Origin of the sequence: Pantoea sp. Tr-811, assembly GCF_011752535.1 — a bacterium.
Lineage (GTDB): Bacteria > Pseudomonadota > Gammaproteobacteria > Pseudomonadales > Pseudomonadaceae > Aquipseudomonas.
Window position 1 is genome coordinate 61,171 of record NZ_VWXJ01000021.1, and the last position, 14,336, is coordinate 75,506.

Consider the following 14,336-nt stretch of genomic DNA (forward strand, 5'->3'; position numbering starts at 1 on the left):
CGGCTGTGATCAGGTGAATTCGAATGACTGATCTACCGGTAGAAGGCTTTGCCACACCCAACGAAAACTCGGCGATGGTACTGCTGATCGACGATCAGGCCATGATCGGCGAGGCGGTGCGGCGAGGCCTGGCGCACGAAGAGAACATCGACTTCCACTTCTGCGCCGACCCACACCAGGCCGTGGCCCAGGCCATGCGCATCAAGCCCACGGTGATTCTCCAGGACCTGATCATGCCCGGCCTCGATGGCCTGACCCTGGTGCGCGAATACCGCAACAACCCGGCCACCCAGGACATCCCGATCATCGTCCTGTCGACCAAGGAAGACCCGTTGGTCAAAAGCGCCGCCTTCGCCGCCGGGGCCAACGACTACCTGGTGAAACTGCCGGACACCATCGAGCTGGTGGCGCGCATTCGCTACCACTCGCGCTCCTACCTGACCCTGCTGCAGCGTGACGAGGCCTACCGCGCCCTGCGCGTGAGCCAGCAGCAGCTGCTCGACACCAACCTGATGCTGCAGCGGCTGATGAACTCCGATGGCCTGACCGGGCTGTCCAACCGCCGCCATTTCGACGAGTACCTGGAGCTGGAATGGCGCCGTGCCATGCGCGAGCAGCAGCAGATTTCCCTGCTGATGATCGATGTCGACTACTTCAAGGTGTACAACGACAGCTTCGGCCACCTGGCTGGCGATGAAGCCCTGCGCCAGGTCGCCGAAGCCATTCGCGGCTCGTGCGCGCGGCCAACCGACCTGCCGGCGCGCTACGGTGGCGAGGAATTCGCCCTGGTGCTGCCCAACACCTCGCCGGGCGGTGCGCGGTTGGTGGCCGAGAAGCTGCGCCAGACCATTCTCGGCCTGAAGATTCCGCATTCAGCGCCCCAGGCCGACTCGTTGCTGACCGTGAGCATCGGCCTGGCGACCCAGACGCCGGCCATCGGCAGCCATTGCCGGCAGTTGATTTCGGCGGCGGACAAGGGCCTGTACCTGGCCAAGAACAGCGGCCGCAACCAGGTTGGGATTGCCTGAGGGTTGTGGCGCCTGGCCGCCCGAGCGCCGCGTGCGGCGCATCGTGCGCGGCGCTGCTGTGCAAGTTGCCCAGGCCCTGCCCAACGGGCTGCCGCCGGGCCCTGGATCGGTTATACTCGCGGGCTTTTCACCGAATTCGCACGAGAGCCAGCTGCCCATGGAAATCCAACCGATCCTGAACACCATCAAGGACCTCACCGAGCGTTCCCTGTCCATTCGGGGGTATCTTTGACTACGATCACAAGCATGACCGCCTGATCGAAGTCAACCGCGAGCTCGAAGACGCCTCCGTCTGGAACAAGCCCGAGTACGCCCAGGCCCTGGGCCGCGAGCGCGCCATGCTGGCCCAGGTGGTCGAGACGTTGGACAAGATGGCCAACGGCCTGTCCGACTGCAAGGACCTGCTCGACATGGCCGTCGAGGAAGGTGACGAAGGCGCTGTCAGCGATGTCGAGACCGAGTTGCAGGCCCTGGAAGAATCCCTGGCCCAGCTTGAGTTCCGTCGCATGTTCAGCGGCGAGATGGACATGAACAACGCCTACCTGGACATCCAGGCCGGCTCCGGCGGCACCGAGGCCCAGGACTGGGCCAACATCCTGTTGCGCATGTACCTGCGCTGGGCCGACAAGCGTGGCTTCGACGCCACCATCATCGAACTGTCCGAAGGCGAAGTGGCCGGCATCAAGGGTGCCACCGTGCACATCAAGGGCGAGTACGCCTTTGGTTGGCTGCGCACCGAAATCGGCGTGCACCGCCTGGTGCGCAAGAGCCCGTTCGACTCCGGCGCCCGTCGCCACACCTCGTTCTCGGCGGTGTTCGTGTCCCCCGAGATCGACGACAAGGTCGAGATCGAGATCAACCCGTCGGACCTGCGCATCGACACCTACCGCTCCTCCGGTGCCGGTGGCCAGCACGTGAACACCACCGACTCCGCCGTGCGGATCACCCACGTCCCGACCAACACCGTGGTGGCCTGCCAGAACGAACGTTCCCAGCACGCCAACAAGGACACCGCCATGAAAATGCTGCGGGCCAAGTTGTACGAGCTGGAAATGCAGAAACGCAACGCCGCGTCCCAGGCGCTGGAAGACAGCAAGTCGGATATCGGCTGGGGCCACCAGATCCGCTCCTACGTGCTCGACGACTCGCGCATCAAGGACCTGCGTACCGGCGTCGAGCGCAGCGACTGCCAGAAGGTGCTGGACGGCGACCTCGACCAGTACCTGGAAGCGAGCCTCAAGCAGGGCCTGTAAGCCGCACACCACCGCCGCGATACCTGGCCAGCCGCCGGTATCGCGTGCCCTGCCCGGAAAGGGCAACGAATACCTGATGGAAACAAAGACGACATGAGCGACCTCAAGACCGAATCGCAAGACCTGCAACAGGAAGAAAACGCCCTGATCGCCCTGCGCAAGGAAAAACTTGCCGCCGAGCGTGCCAAGGGCAATGCCTTCCCCAACGACTTCCGTCGCGACAGCTACTGCAACGACCTGCAGAAACAGTACGCGGACAAGACCAAGGAAGAGCTGGAAGCAGCCGCGATCCCGGTCAAGGTTGCCGGTCGCATCATGCTCAACCGTGGCTCGTTCATGGTGATCCAGGACATGACCGGCCGTATCCAGGTCTACGTCAACCGCAAGACCCTGCCGGAAGAAACCCTGGCGGCCGTGAAAACCTGGGACCTGGGCGACATCATCAGCGCCGAAGGCACCCTGGCCCGTTCCGGCAAGGGCGACCTGTACGTGGAAATGACCAACGTGCGCCTGCTGACCAAGTCGCTGCGCCCGCTGCCAGACAAACACCACGGCCTGACCGACACCGAGCAGCGCTACCGCCAGCGCTACGTCGACCTGATGGTCAACGAAGAAACCCGCCACACCTTCCGTGTGCGGTCGCAGGTGATCTCGCACATCCGCAAGTTCCTCATCGAGCGCGACTTCCTCGAAGTCGAAACGCCGATGCTGCAAACCATCCCGGGCGGTGCTGCGGCCAAGCCGTTCGAAACCCACCACAACGCCCTGGACATGGCCATGTTCCTGCGCATTGCGCCGGAGCTGTACCTCAAGCGCCTGGTGGTCGGTGGCTTCGAGAAAGTGTTCGAGATCAACCGCAACTTCCGTAACGAAGGCGTGTCGACCCGTCACAACCCAGAATTCACCATGCTTGAGTTCTACCAGGCCTACGCCGACTACCGCGACAACATGGACCTCACCGAGGAACTGTTCCGCGAGCTTGCGCAGCTGGTACTGGGCAGCACCGACGTGCCATACGGCGACAAGGTGTTCCACTTCGGCGAGCCGTTCGTGCGCCTGTCGGTGTTCGACTCGATCCTCAAGTACAACCCAGAGCTGGCGGCTGCCGACCTGCAGGACGTCGACCGCGCCCGTGACATCGCCAAGAAGGCCGGTGCCAAGGTGCTGGGCCACGAGGGCCTGGGCAAGCTGCAGGTGATGATTTTCGAAGAGCTGGTCGAGCACAAGCTGGAGCAGCCGCACTTCATCACCGAATACCCGTTCGAAGTGTCGCCACTGGCCCGTCGCAACGACGACAACCCGGCCGTGACCGACCGCTTCGAGCTGTTCATCGGTGGCCGCGAGATCGCCAACGCCTACTCCGAGCTCAACGATGCCGAAGACCAGGCCGAGCGCTTCCTGGCCCAGGTGGCCGAGAAGGATGCCGGTGACGACGAAGCCATGCACTACGATGCCGACTTCGTTCGCGCCCTGGAATACGGCATGCCGCCGACAGCCGGTGAAGGCATCGGCATCGACCGCCTGGTGATGCTGCTGACCAACTCGCCGTCGATTCGCGACGTGATCCTGTTCCCGCACATGCGTCCGCAGGCCTGAGTGATGTGAACAAGCCGCCTTTCGGGGCGGCTTTTTCTTGCCTGAAGCTTTATGTTGTCAGGGCCGGCCCTTTCGCGGGGCAAGCCCGCTCCTGTAGGAGCGGGCTTGCCCCGCGAAAGGGCCCGTACAGGCAACCCACTGTCCACGAGGTAACCACCGTGACCCCCGCAATGCCCCACCAAGGCGCTGCCGGCATCGCCACCGCCGTCGCCGAAAGCGTGCAATACCAGGGCCGCAAGACCGCCCGTCAAGGCAGCGAGCAGCGTCGCCAGCTGATTCTCGACGCCGCCATGCGCATCATCGTGCGCGATGGCGTGCGCGGCGTGCGCCATCGCGCGGTGGCTGCCGAGGCCGGTGTGCCGCTGTCGGCCACCACCTACTATTTCAAGGACATCGAAGACCTGCTCACCGACACCTTCGCCCAGTATGTCGAGCGCAGCGCCGCCTACATGGCCAAGCTCTGGGCCAACACCGAGGTGGTGCTGCGCGAACTACTGGCCAAGGATGACGGCAGCGTCGCCTCGCGCGCGCGCCTGGCCGATGCAATCGCCCACATCGTGGCCGACTACGTTTCCCGCCAGTTGCTCACCCGCCGTGACTTCATCATGGCCGAGCAGGCCTTCCGCCAGGAGGCGCTGCTGTGCCCGCGCCTGGCGGAACTGGTGCAGGCCCACGAGCAGATTCTGCTGCACGGCGCACGCCACCTGCTGCAGGTGGTCGGCTCGCGGCAGCCAGAGCAGGACGCCCAGATGTTGACGGCGATTATCGTGCAGATGGAATATCAGGGCCTGCTCAAGGACGCCGATGCGCAAGCCGATGGGCAGATGCTCGCTATGCTTACCCGTTACCTGCACCTGGTGTTGGCATCGGCCTAAGCGGCGACCGAACCTTCAAGGAGAACCGGATGAAAGCCTGGCGTGTGGTGTTGTTGACGTTGTCATTCCTGCTGCTGGGCGGATGTCTGGTGACCTTCCACGAGCCGCTGCCGAGCAACCAGGCAGCGCCCAAGGCCCTGCTCGGCAAGTGGAGCAGCAAGGACGCCTGGGGCGAACCGCTCAAGCTGACCATCAGCCGTAGCGGCGGAGATGCCTACAAGGCCGTGGCCACGGCCAAGGGCAAGGCGCCCGAAGAATACGTGTTCACCGTGTCGCGCCACGGCAACCGCTGGTACCTGTCGGCCGGCGTGCCCAAGCGCCTGGGCGGCAACTTCATGATCGGCGGTTTCGATATCGTCGATGGCAAGGAGCTGGTGCTCTACAACCTTGATGTCGAGCAGGTGCAGCAGGCTGTGGAGCACAAGGAACTGACCGGGCGCAGCACCCAGGCGGCCCAGGAGAACGGCGAAGGCGTGCTGATTGACAGCCCTTCGGCGCGGGTGCTGGCGTATTTGGATGACCCGGCCAACTCGGACCTGTTCGTCGAGGTGGCGCGCTTCCAGCGGGCTGGCAAATGACCCTGTTTGCCTCTTCGCGGGGCAAGCCCGCTCCTACAGATGATGTAGGAGCGGGCTTGCCCCGCGAAAGGGCCGGCCCAGGTATCTTGTTCTAGAAAGGAGTCCCAGGTGGACGAATACCAGCAAACCATCCGTGCCCTGTCCGACCGCATCGTCGCGGCGCAGACCCCGATCCGCGTGCTGGATGCGGTGAAATGGGACGATAACATCCGCCAGGGCTTCCTCAAGGCCAAGGGCAAGGAGCCACCTGCCGTCGACCGTGCCTATTACCAGGGCCGCCCGCTGGGCTTCGATTCCAGCGCCGTCAAGGCCGAGTTCCAGGGCATCGAGCGCGACATCATCCGCCAGCTTGGCCAGTTCAACCCGGTCGGGCAGATCATGAAGCGCATGTGCCGCGAATACCGCATGGTGGTGCGTATGCTCGAAGCGCGCGGCACCGAGGACTTCGGCCTGATCTCCCAGGAGCTCTACGGCGCCGCCTCCGACGCCTTCCACGCCGGTGACCCGACCCTGGCCGACCTGGGCCTGATGCTGTCGGACTACCTGAACAACATCGACGGCCGCGGCGACCTCAAGGACGAACCAAAGAACCTCACCGCCAAGGAGGCCGTGGACATCCTCCAGCGCCGCCTGAACAAGGTGTTCGGCGAGGCCGAGGAAACCATCCGCGTGTTCGAGTCCGACGGCATCGTCGCCGACGCGGCGGCCGGTGCCGACTACATCAAGGTGCGCGCCGACGCCATGTTCAACAGCCGCGACGTGCGCGCCCTGGAGGTGCATGAAGGGTTGGTGCACGTGGGCACCACGCTCAATGGCCTGAACCAGCCGATCTGCACCTTCCTGGCCAAGGGCCCGCCCTCGTCGACCGTGACCCAGGAAGGCCTGGCCATTCTGATGGAAGTGATCGCCTTCGCCTCCTACCCCAGCCGCCTGCGCAAGCTCACCAACCGCACCCGCGCCATCCACATGGTCGAGGAGGGCGCCGACTTCCTCCAGGTGTTCAATTTCTTCCGCGAGCAGGGCTTCGAAATGGCCCAGAGCTACAGCAACGCCAGCCGGGTGTTCCGCGGGTCGGTGCCCAATGGCCTGCCATTTACCAAGGACTTGTCCTACCTCAAGGGTTTCATCATGGTTTACAACTACATTCAGTTGGCCGTGAAGAAGGGCAAGCTTGAGCAGATTCCGCTGCTGTTCTGCGGCAAGACCACCCTGGAAGACATGCGTACCCTGCGCCAGCTGGTCGAAGAGGGGCTGGTCGAGCCGCCCAAGTACCTGCCCGAGCAGTTTCGCGACCTGAACGCCTTGTCGGCCTGGATGTGCTTCTCCAACTTCCTCAACCACCTGAGCCTGGACCGTATTGAAGCCGACTACGCGAACATTCTCTGAGTGGTTGCGCCTGCTGGCCCTGGGCATGTTGCTGCTGGGGCTGGGCGGCTGCAGCAGCCTGCTGTTCTACCCGGAGCCCGGCCAGGCATTCACCCCTGAGCGGGCCAAGGTCGCGTACCGCGACGTCAGCCTGACCACCGCCGACGGCGTGCGCCTGCACGGCTGGTGGTTGCCGGCCAAGGCCGGCGTTGCGCTCAAGGGCACCGTGCTGCACCTGCACGGCAACGGCGGCAACCTGCCGGGCCACCTGGGCGCCACTTATTGGCTGCCGGAACAGGGCTACCAGGTGTTGATGGTCGACTACCGTGGCTATGGCCTGTCCGAAGGCAAGCCGACCCTTCCCGAGGTCTACCAGGACATCGACGCCGCCATGGGCTGGCTTGCCAACGCCCCCGAAGCCAAGGGCAAGCCCCTGGTGTTGCTGGGCCAGAGCCTTGGCGGGGCGATGGCGATTCATTACCTGGCGGCCCATCCCGAGCAGCGTCAGCGCTTCAGCGCACTGGTGTTCGATGGCGTACCGGCCAGTTACCGTGCGGTTGGCCGCTACGCCCTGGGCACGTCGTGGCTGACCTGGCCGTTGCAGGTGCCGTTGTCGTGGCTGGTGCCCGACGGCGACAGTGCGATTCATTCGATCGAGCGCCTGGGCAGCCCGCCGAAGCTGTTCTTCCACAGCATCGACGACGACCTGGTGCCCATGGAGAGCGCCATCCGCCTGTACCAGCACGCGCCACCCCCGCGGGTGCTGCAACTGACCCGTGGCGGCCATGTGCAGACCTTTGCCGACCCCTTGTGGCGCCAGGTGATGCTGCGCTTTCTGGAAGACCCAAGCCATTTCAACGGCCTGCGGCGGCTTGCCGAAGTGCCCAACTACCCTGATGAGAAGAACCCGCAATGAGTGAAGAACGCAACGCCATCCCCCTGATTCTGACTGGCCTTGGCAGCATCATCGTCACGGTGGGGGCCCTCTGGTACTACGGCTATCTGCATTTCGCCAAGCCCGAGGACGCGCTGTTGCTGCAGGAGTACACCATGCTCAAGACCATCCCCGGCGAGGACTACAAGGTGTCGCTGGACCCGGCCGCGCAGGTGGCGCAGTGCGTGGATGGCGTGCTGGTGCTGTTCGATACCGAGCAGAAGGGCCTGACCGGGGTGTTGGTGGACAGCCGCAAGCGCGCGGTGCGCTGCATGGGCGAGGAAACCCCGCAGCAGGTGCAGTGAGCCGAGCCCGCTCCCACAAGGATTTTCACCCATCTCAAGCCTTGTGATGTACCTGTAGGAGCGGGCTTGCCCCGCGAACACCGGCGCAGCCGGTGCCATGCACCGAGGCGCTTGCTTCGCGGGTCAAGCCCGCTCCTACAGGAGTCGGGCCTGCGCAACATCGTAGACATCGCTGCGCTCGCGCTTTCCTACAGCGATGACGAGGACGACAACGCTTTCGTCAATGGCTCGATACACCAGCCGGTAACCCACCGACCTCAGCTTGATCTTGTAACAGCCTTCCTTGCCCGCAGGTCGAATTCAAGGGTGTAGCTGTTGGTTTCCTTCGGCTTCGGCGATGAGCTCATCGATATCCACTTTTACTGTGGCCCCACCGCGGCGTTGGCGCACCAGCTTGGCCAGTTGAATGTCGTCAATCAGTTCCATCATCGCCTCGTAGCGCTCGGGGGGCACTGCATAGAACGCCGGTTCGTTGCGATTGAGGATGACCACAGTTTCTCCAGCTGCTTCGCGGATAGTGCCCATAGGGTCTTTTTTCAGGTCGGTTATGGATGCTGCCAGATCGGCGAGAACTGGGAAGGTCATAGTTGTATCAACCCGTGAACATGATAAGTAATAGGTTGATGTTAGTGCTTGTAAGAGTGCTTGTAAGAGTGCTTTTAAAGGTGTTTTTTGTCGTTTTTGCACAAAAAACCCCGCCATGACGGCGGGGTTGTGGGGCTCAGCGCCTTACTGGCTAACCTGGCTCACCGAGCGCGGTGCCACCGGCTGGTTGTCGTTGGAGATGGTCACCTCCACCCGGCGGTTCTGTGCCCGGCCCGAGTTGCTGCCGTTGTCCGCCACCGGGTACTCCTTGCCGTAACCTTGGGCAACGATACGCGCAGGGTCGACCCCGGCGCGTACCAGGGCCATGCGCACGCTGTTGGCGCGGCGCTCGGACAGCGACTGGTTGTAGTTGGCCGAGCCTACGCTGTCGGTGTAGCCCTCGACGATCACCTTGCGCTCAGGGTTTTCCTGAAGGAACTGCGCCAGCTTGGTGATGTTCGGGTAGGCGTTGCTCTTGAGCTCGGCCTTGTTGAAATCGAACAGCACGTCACCGAAGGTTACCAGGGTGCCACGGTCGGTCTGCTTGGCATTGAGGCTGTCCTGCAGCTTCTTGATCTGCGCGTCGCGGGCGTCCAGCTTGGCCTGGGCGCGCTGGGCCGAGGCATTTTTCAGCTCGTTCTCGGCGGTGCGCAGGGCAATGGTCTGCTTGGCCACTTCGACACGCTGGTTGGTCAGGTAGGCCAGTTGGTCGACCTTCTTGGTGTTTTCACGGTCCATGTAGGCCTTGTCGGCCTTGTTCAGCCAGTCTTGGGCGTCCTTGGTTTCAAGGGCCGCGACCTTGCTCGACTGCGGGTCGCTTTGCAGCGCCGAGAAATTGCTGCGGGCCGATTCCAGGTTGGCGTTCGGGTCGTGGGAACAGGCGGCCAGGCCAACGCTCAGGGCCAGCAGGGCGGGAATCATGACGTAGTTGCGCATAGTGTTCATCCTTTGATCGATTGCGAAGGCTTAAGGGGCGAGGCTGCGCTTATTCAGCGCTGCGCAGGCCTTCCTCACGTACGTCCTGGACGCCCTGGCGAGCGTCCTGCACGGCCTTCTGGGCCTTGGCTGCCTGGGCCTTGCGTTCGGCGACGCGCGCGTCCCATTCCGCTTGCTCGGCAAGCAGCTTGGCTTCGTCATACTTCTTGTCGTGCATGGCGATCTCAGCCTTCTTGAACTTGTCCTGGGCCGCTTTCATTTCCACCGCAGCGTACTCGGTACCGCCAGCGCTGACGGCGGAGTTCACCGCAGACTGGGTGACGGCGTACTGCTCGGTGGGCGGGTTGCCTGCACAGCCGGCCAGGACCAGGCTACTGCCCAGGGCCAGCGCGGCCAGCTTGAGCCCGCGCACAGGGATGGATGAGCACTTCTCGGTGCGGGTCTTCATGGTGGTCAGCTCCATTGGATCACTCCTGATAACGACGATGTCCGTAGCAGTCCATCGCTCAATCCCTGGCCTCTGCAGGCGCTTTTTGCAGGGTGCTGCGACACGGCAGGTGTGCAGGGTTTTAGCGTGATGGCTATTGGCTGGGACTTGGGCGTTTTTTGAATAGTTCAGAAAAAGTTGCCGAATTCGGCTATCTATTTCTGACTAATCGGTCAGCGGCTTTTGCCTTGAACTTTCAGGTTTCGGTGGGGTATTCCGGGCCCATTGCAGGCCCGGAACAGGAGACGGTGTGGTCAGTTGCCGGTGTCTTCGCCGGCATTGCTCATGTCGTGCAGGTGGCGCCGCGACAGCGCCAGGAAACGCGGCGTAGGGCCCACGTCCTCGAACAAGGGGTCACCTTCCTCATCGGTGGCGATGACCTTGCGGCCCTGTACGTAGGGGAAGCTGGCTTCCAGTTCTTCCAGTGCGGCCGCCACCAGCTCGCCGAGCAATGCCTCGGCGGTGCGCTTGGGGTACATGTCGATCAGGGCGGCCAGGCGTGCCTCGGACTCCAGGTCCAGGTGCAAGGCATGGCCGGTAGGGCTCAGGGTGCCGGCGGCATTCTGTTCCCAGTGCTGGGCGAGTTCGCGGATTTTCATGGTGACCTCTGTCAACGCCATCGAAGGCTGCATTGCATCGGACTGTGCAACATTGACTTTAGTTTGCTTTGCGCATCGCAGCTTGCCAGCACGCCCGGCGTGTGGGCACTCTTGGGGCAGTTGTTTCCTGAGACGAGCGCGGAGCAACCGCGCCTAAGAGAGGACCAATGACCGATATCGATGTGCGCCTGCGTGAAGACGTCCATGTGTTGGGGGAGTTGCTGGGCGACACCATTCGCCAGCAGCACGGCGAGGCGTTCCTGCAGAAGATCGAGGGCATCCGCCACAGCGCCAAGGCCGACCGCCGCGGGCCCGGCGAGCAGCTGAGCTCGACCTTGGCCGACCTGGCCGAGGAAGACCTGCTGCCGGTGGCGCGTGCCTTCAACCAGTTTCTCAACCTGGCCAACATGGCCGAGCAGTACCAGTTGATCCGCCGCCGTGATGGCGAGCAGGCCGAACCGTTCGAGGCACGGGTGCTGCCGGAGCTGCTGGCGCGCCTCAAGCAGGCCGGGCACAAGGATGACGCCCTGGCCCGGCAGCTGGCCAAACTCGATATCCAGTTGGTGCTCACCGCCCACCCCACCGAGGTGGCGCGCCGCACGCTGATCCAGAAATACGACGCCATCGCCGGCCAGCTGGCTGTGCAGGACCACCGCGACCTTAGCGCCGCCGAGCGCCAGCAGGTGCGTGAACGCCTGCGCCGGCTGATTGCCGAGGCCTGGCACACCGAGGAAATCCGCCGCACCCGGCCCACCCCGGTGGACGAGGCCAAGTGGGGCTTTGCGGTGATCGAGCACTCCCTCTGGCACGCCATCCCCAGCCACCTGCGCAAGGTCGACAGTGCCTTGTTCGAGGCCACGGGCCTGCATTTGCCGCTGGAGGCCGCGCCCATTCGCTTCGCCTCGTGGATGGGCGGCGATCGTGACGGCAACCCCAACGTGACCGCTGCGGTCACCCGCGAAGTGCTGCTGCTGGCCCGCTGGATGGCCGCCGACCTGTTCCTACGCGACGTCGATGCCCTGGCCGCCGAGCTGTCCATGCAGCAGGCCAGCAGTGCCTTGCGCGAGCGGGTAGGGGACAGCGCCGAGCCTTACCGGGCCGTGCTCAAGCAGCTGCGCGAGCGCCTGCGCGCCACCCGCGCCTGGGCCCACGCGGCGTTGAACAGCAGCCAGCCGGCCAGTGCCGAGGTGCTGGTGGACAACCGCGACCTGATCGCCCCGCTGGAGTTGTGCTACCAGTCGCTGCATGAATGTGGCATGGGTGTGATCGCGGATGGCCCGCTGCTCGACAGCCTGCGCCGGGCCGTCACCTTTGGCCTGTTCCTTGGCCGCCTGGACGTGCGCCAGGATGCCGCCCGGCACCGTGATGCCCTGGCGGAAATCACCGACTACCTGGGCCTGGGCAGCTATGCCGAATGGGACGAAGAGCAACGCATCGGCTTCCTCCAGGCCGAGTTGAAAAACCGCCGTCCGCTGTTGCCTGCGCATTTCAAACCCCAGGCCGACACCGCCGAAGTGCTGGCCACCTGCCGTGAAATTGCCGCAGCACCGGGGGCGTCACTGGGCTCCTACGTGATTTCCATGGCCGGCGCCGCCTCCGATGTGCTGGCCGTGCAATTGCTGCTCAAGGAAGCCGGGCTGACCCGGCCAATGCGCGTGGTGCCGCTGTTCGAAACCCTGGCCGACCTGGACAATGCGGGCCCGGTGATGGAGCGCCTGCTCGGCCTGCCCGGCTATCGCGCCGGGCTGCGAGGCCCGCAGGAAGTGATGATTGGCTATTCCGACTCGGCCAAGGACGCGGGCACCACGGCAGCCGCCTGGGCCCAGTATCGCGCCCAGGAAAACCTGGTGCGTATCTGCCGCGAGCACCAGGTCGAGCTGCTGTTGTTCCATGGCCGTGGCGGCACCGTGGGCCGTGGCGGTGGCCCGGCTCACGCGGCGATCCTGTCGCAGCCGCCAGGGTCGGTGGCGGGGCGTTTCCGCACCACCGAGCAGGGTGAGATGATTCGCTTCAAGTTCGGCTTGCCGGGCATTGCCGAGCAGAACCTCAACCTTTACCTGGCCGCCGTGCTGGAGGCGACCTTGCTGCCACCACCGCCCCCTGAGCCGGCCTGGCGCGAAGTGATGGACCAGCTGGCCGCCGATGGCCTGAAAGCCTACCGTGCCGTGGTGCGGGAGAACCCGGATTTCGTCGAGTATTTCCGCCAGTCGACCCCGGAGCAGGAGCTGGGCCGCTTGCCGCTGGGCAGCCGCCCAGCCAAGCGCCGCGCCGGCGGCATTGAAAGCCTGCGGGCCATTCCGTGGATCTTCGGCTGGACCCAGACCCGCCTGATGTTGCCGGCCTGGCTGGGTTGGGAAACCGCCCTGGGCAATGCCCTGGCGCGCGGCCAGGGCGACCTGCTGGCGCAGATGCGCGAGCAGTGGCCATTCTTCCGCACCCGCATCGACATGCTCGAAATGGTGCTGGCCAAGGCCGATGCCGAAATCGCCAAAGCCTACGACGAACGTCTAGTGCAACCGGGCTTGCTGCCGTTGGGTGCGCAGCTGCGCGACCTATTGTCGCAGTCGTGCCAGGTGGTGCTGGGCCTGACCGGGCAGCAGGTGCTACTGGCGCACAGCCCCGAAACCCTGGAATTCATCAGCCTGCGCAACACCTACCTGGACCCGCTGCACCGCCTGCAGGCCGAATTGCTGGCCCGTTCGCGCAGCCGCGAAGCCGCTCTGGACAGCCCGTTGGAGCAGGCCTTGCTGGTGACCGTGGCGGGTATTGCCGCCGGCCTGCGCAATACCGGTTGAAGCGCATGGGTAGTGCCTGTGCAAGCAGGCATTACGCGGGCCAGAACAGAGCCAGAGGGGTGGTTGCGCCGGGCGCAACCACCTGTACCCAAGGGAGCGAATGACGCAATACTGCAACTTTGGGGCGCTTGTCTGGCTGCCGGGCGCTGTGTATCTTGAGCAGCCTTCTGACCGATTTATGGTCATACCCGATTTTCCGGACTTGGCCCTGGTCGCCGAATCCATTGAATTTCATAAAAAAATTTGAGGAGCACGAGATGCGCGTAATTCTGCTGGGAGCTCCCGGGGCCGGTAAAGGTACTCAGGCAAAGTTCATCACCGAAAAGTTCGGTATTCCCCAGATTTCCACCGGTGACATGCTGCGTGCCGCCGTCAAGGCCGGCACCCCGTTGGGCCTGGAACTGAAGAAAGTCATGGATGCCGGCCAGCTGGTTTCCGACGATCTGATCATCAGCCTGGTCAAGGAGCGCATCGCCCAGCCAGATTGCGCCAAGGGCTGCCTGTTCGACGGCTTCCCGCGCACCATTCCCCAGGCTGAAGCCATGGTCGCTGCCGGTGTCGACATCGACGCCGTGGTCGAAATCGCCGTCGACGACGAAGAAATCGTCGGCCGCATGGCGGGCCGCCGCGTGCACCTGGCCTCGGGCCGCACCTACCACATTCAGTACAACCCGCCGAAAGTGGAAGGCAAGGACGACGTCACCGGCGAAGACCTGATTCAGCGCGACGACGACAAGGAAGAAACCGTGCGTCATCGCCTGTCGGTTTACCACAGCCAGACCAAGCCACTGGTGGACTTCTACCAGAAGCTGTCGGCCGCCAATGCCGGCAAGCCGAAGTACAGCCACATCGAAGGCGTCGGCTCGGTCGAGTCGATCACCGCCAAGGTACTGGCAGCCCTGAGCTGATCAGCCTTAGGCTGCACGTCGACAACGGCCCGCTTGCGGGCCGTTGTCGTTTATACTGCCGCTCTTTTCCCCCTGCACCTGGATACCCGTTC

Annotated in this window: 14 protein-coding genes and 1 pseudogene; 10 read left to right on the plus strand and 5 right to left on the minus strand. The window is 64.0% G+C overall.

What is annotated here, in order from left to right:
- Window positions 1-23 precede the first annotated feature (23 nt).
- The 8 genes from wspR to F3J44_RS25020 all read left to right on the plus strand — a co-directional run bounded on the left by wspR (window position 24) and on the right by F3J44_RS25020 (window position 7,934).
- The gene (gene wspR / locus F3J44_RS24985; protein ID WP_167060131.1) at window positions 24-1,028 is read left to right on the plus strand and encodes a Wsp signal transduction system regulator diguanylate cyclase WspR; all 1,005 of its coding nucleotides are present in this window, start codon (window positions 24-26) and stop codon (window positions 1,026-1,028) included.
- Window positions 1,029-1,185: 157 nt separating this feature from the next.
- A protein-coding gene (gene prfB / locus F3J44_RS24990; protein ID WP_167060128.1) for a peptide chain release factor 2 occupies window positions 1,186-2,281 on the plus strand; the annotation gives its coding sequence in 2 pieces (ribosomal slippage) (window positions 1,186-1,257 and window positions 1,259-2,281; 1,095 coding nt in all).
- Between the two features lie 93 nt (window positions 2,282-2,374).
- Window positions 2,375-3,877: a lysine--tRNA ligase gene (gene lysS / locus F3J44_RS24995; RefSeq protein WP_167276989.1), complete on the plus strand. Its 1,503-nt coding sequence runs from the start codon at window positions 2,375-2,377 to the stop codon at window positions 3,875-3,877.
- A 170-nt stretch (window positions 3,878-4,047) separates the two neighbouring features.
- On the plus strand, window positions 4,048-4,752 hold the full coding sequence (locus F3J44_RS25000; RefSeq protein WP_167060737.1) for a TetR/AcrR family transcriptional regulator: 705 nt from the start codon (window positions 4,048-4,050) through the stop codon (window positions 4,750-4,752).
- Window positions 4,753-4,781: 29 nt separating this feature from the next.
- Complete coding sequence (locus F3J44_RS25005; RefSeq protein WP_167276992.1) at window positions 4,782-5,330, plus strand: hypothetical protein; 549 nt, start codon at window positions 4,782-4,784, stop codon at window positions 5,328-5,330.
- A 108-nt stretch (window positions 5,331-5,438) separates the two neighbouring features.
- Window positions 5,439-6,716, plus strand: coding sequence for a flavohemoglobin expression-modulating QEGLA motif protein (locus F3J44_RS25010; protein WP_167060122.1), 1,278 nt, complete (start codon window positions 5,439-5,441; stop codon window positions 6,714-6,716).
- Window positions 6,688-7,611: an alpha/beta hydrolase gene (locus F3J44_RS25015; RefSeq protein WP_167276995.1), complete on the plus strand. Its 924-nt coding sequence runs from the start codon at window positions 6,688-6,690 to the stop codon at window positions 7,609-7,611. The genes F3J44_RS25010 and F3J44_RS25015 overlap by 29 nt, the downstream gene beginning before the upstream one ends.
- Entirely contained in the window at window positions 7,608-7,934 is a 327-nt protein-coding gene (locus F3J44_RS25020; RefSeq protein WP_167060116.1) for a hypothetical protein, read from the plus strand. Before F3J44_RS25015 ends, F3J44_RS25020 begins: the two co-directional genes overlap by 4 nt.
- A 135-nt stretch (window positions 7,935-8,069) precedes the next feature.
- Here F3J44_RS25020 and F3J44_RS25025 read toward each other — a convergent pair.
- From F3J44_RS25025 to F3J44_RS25045, 5 genes and pseudogenes are all read right to left on the minus strand, one after another.
- Window positions 8,070-8,222, minus strand: a pseudogene (locus F3J44_RS25025) (type II toxin-antitoxin system RelE/ParE family toxin); the annotation flags it as partial.
- 12 nt (window positions 8,223-8,234) lie between these two features.
- Complete coding sequence (locus F3J44_RS25030) at window positions 8,235-8,519, minus strand: type II toxin-antitoxin system Phd/YefM family antitoxin (RefSeq protein ID WP_167070239.1); 285 nt, start codon at window positions 8,517-8,519, stop codon at window positions 8,235-8,237.
- Between the two features lie 144 nt (window positions 8,520-8,663).
- A complete protein-coding gene (locus F3J44_RS25035) occupies window positions 8,664-9,455 on the minus strand; it encodes an OmpA family protein (protein WP_167070241.1) in 792 nt (263 codons plus the stop codon).
- Between the two features lie 49 nt (window positions 9,456-9,504).
- The gene (locus F3J44_RS25040; RefSeq protein WP_167070243.1) at window positions 9,505-9,918 is read right to left on the minus strand and encodes a DUF4398 domain-containing protein; all 414 of its coding nucleotides are present in this window, start codon (window positions 9,916-9,918) and stop codon (window positions 9,505-9,507) included.
- 278 nt (window positions 9,919-10,196) lie between these two features.
- Complete coding sequence (locus F3J44_RS25045; protein WP_167070245.1) at window positions 10,197-10,541, minus strand: pilin assembly protein; 345 nt, start codon at window positions 10,539-10,541, stop codon at window positions 10,197-10,199.
- Between the two features lie 167 nt (window positions 10,542-10,708).
- On the opposite strand from F3J44_RS25045, the gene ppc reads away from it, so the two are divergent.
- Entirely contained in the window at window positions 10,709-13,336 is a 2,628-nt protein-coding gene (gene ppc, locus F3J44_RS25050) for a phosphoenolpyruvate carboxylase (protein ID WP_167276997.1), read from the plus strand.
- Window positions 13,337-13,593: 257 nt separating this feature from the next.
- Complete coding sequence (gene adk, locus F3J44_RS25055) at window positions 13,594-14,244, plus strand: adenylate kinase (protein ID WP_167070249.1); 651 nt, start codon at window positions 13,594-13,596, stop codon at window positions 14,242-14,244.
- Window positions 14,245-14,336: the final 92 nt, after the last annotated feature.

Bases quoted from the DNA above. Each gene is read 5' to 3' on its own strand.
- adk (WP_167070249.1), top strand. From the start codon at position 13,594: ATGCGCGTAATTCTGCTGGGAGCTCCCGGGGCCGGTAAAGGTACTCAG.
- F3J44_RS25000 (WP_167060737.1), top strand. From the start codon at position 4,048: ATGCCCCACCAAGGCGCTGCCGGCATCGCCACCGCCGTCGCCGAAAGC.
- ppc (WP_167276997.1), top strand. From the start codon at position 10,709: ATGACCGATATCGATGTGCGCCTGCGTGAAGACGTCCATGTGTTGGGG.
- F3J44_RS25020 (WP_167060116.1), top strand. From the start codon at position 7,608: ATGAGTGAAGAACGCAACGCCATCCCCCTGATTCTGACTGGCCTTGGC.
- lysS (WP_167276989.1), top strand. From the start codon at position 2,375: ATGAGCGACCTCAAGACCGAATCGCAAGACCTGCAACAGGAAGAAAAC.
- wspR (WP_167060131.1), top strand. From the start codon at position 24: ATGACTGATCTACCGGTAGAAGGCTTTGCCACACCCAACGAAAACTCG.
- F3J44_RS25045 (WP_167070245.1), bottom strand. From the start codon at position 10,541: ATGAAAATCCGCGAACTCGCCCAGCACTGGGAACAGAATGCCGCCGGC.
- F3J44_RS25005 (WP_167276992.1), top strand. From the start codon at position 4,782: ATGAAAGCCTGGCGTGTGGTGTTGTTGACGTTGTCATTCCTGCTGCTG.
- F3J44_RS25030 (WP_167070239.1), bottom strand. From the start codon at position 8,519: ATGACCTTCCCAGTTCTCGCCGATCTGGCAGCATCCATAACCGACCTG.
- F3J44_RS25040 (WP_167070243.1), bottom strand. From the start codon at position 9,918: ATGGAGCTGACCACCATGAAGACCCGCACCGAGAAGTGCTCATCCATC.
- F3J44_RS25035 (WP_167070241.1), bottom strand. From the start codon at position 9,455: ATGCGCAACTACGTCATGATTCCCGCCCTGCTGGCCCTGAGCGTTGGC.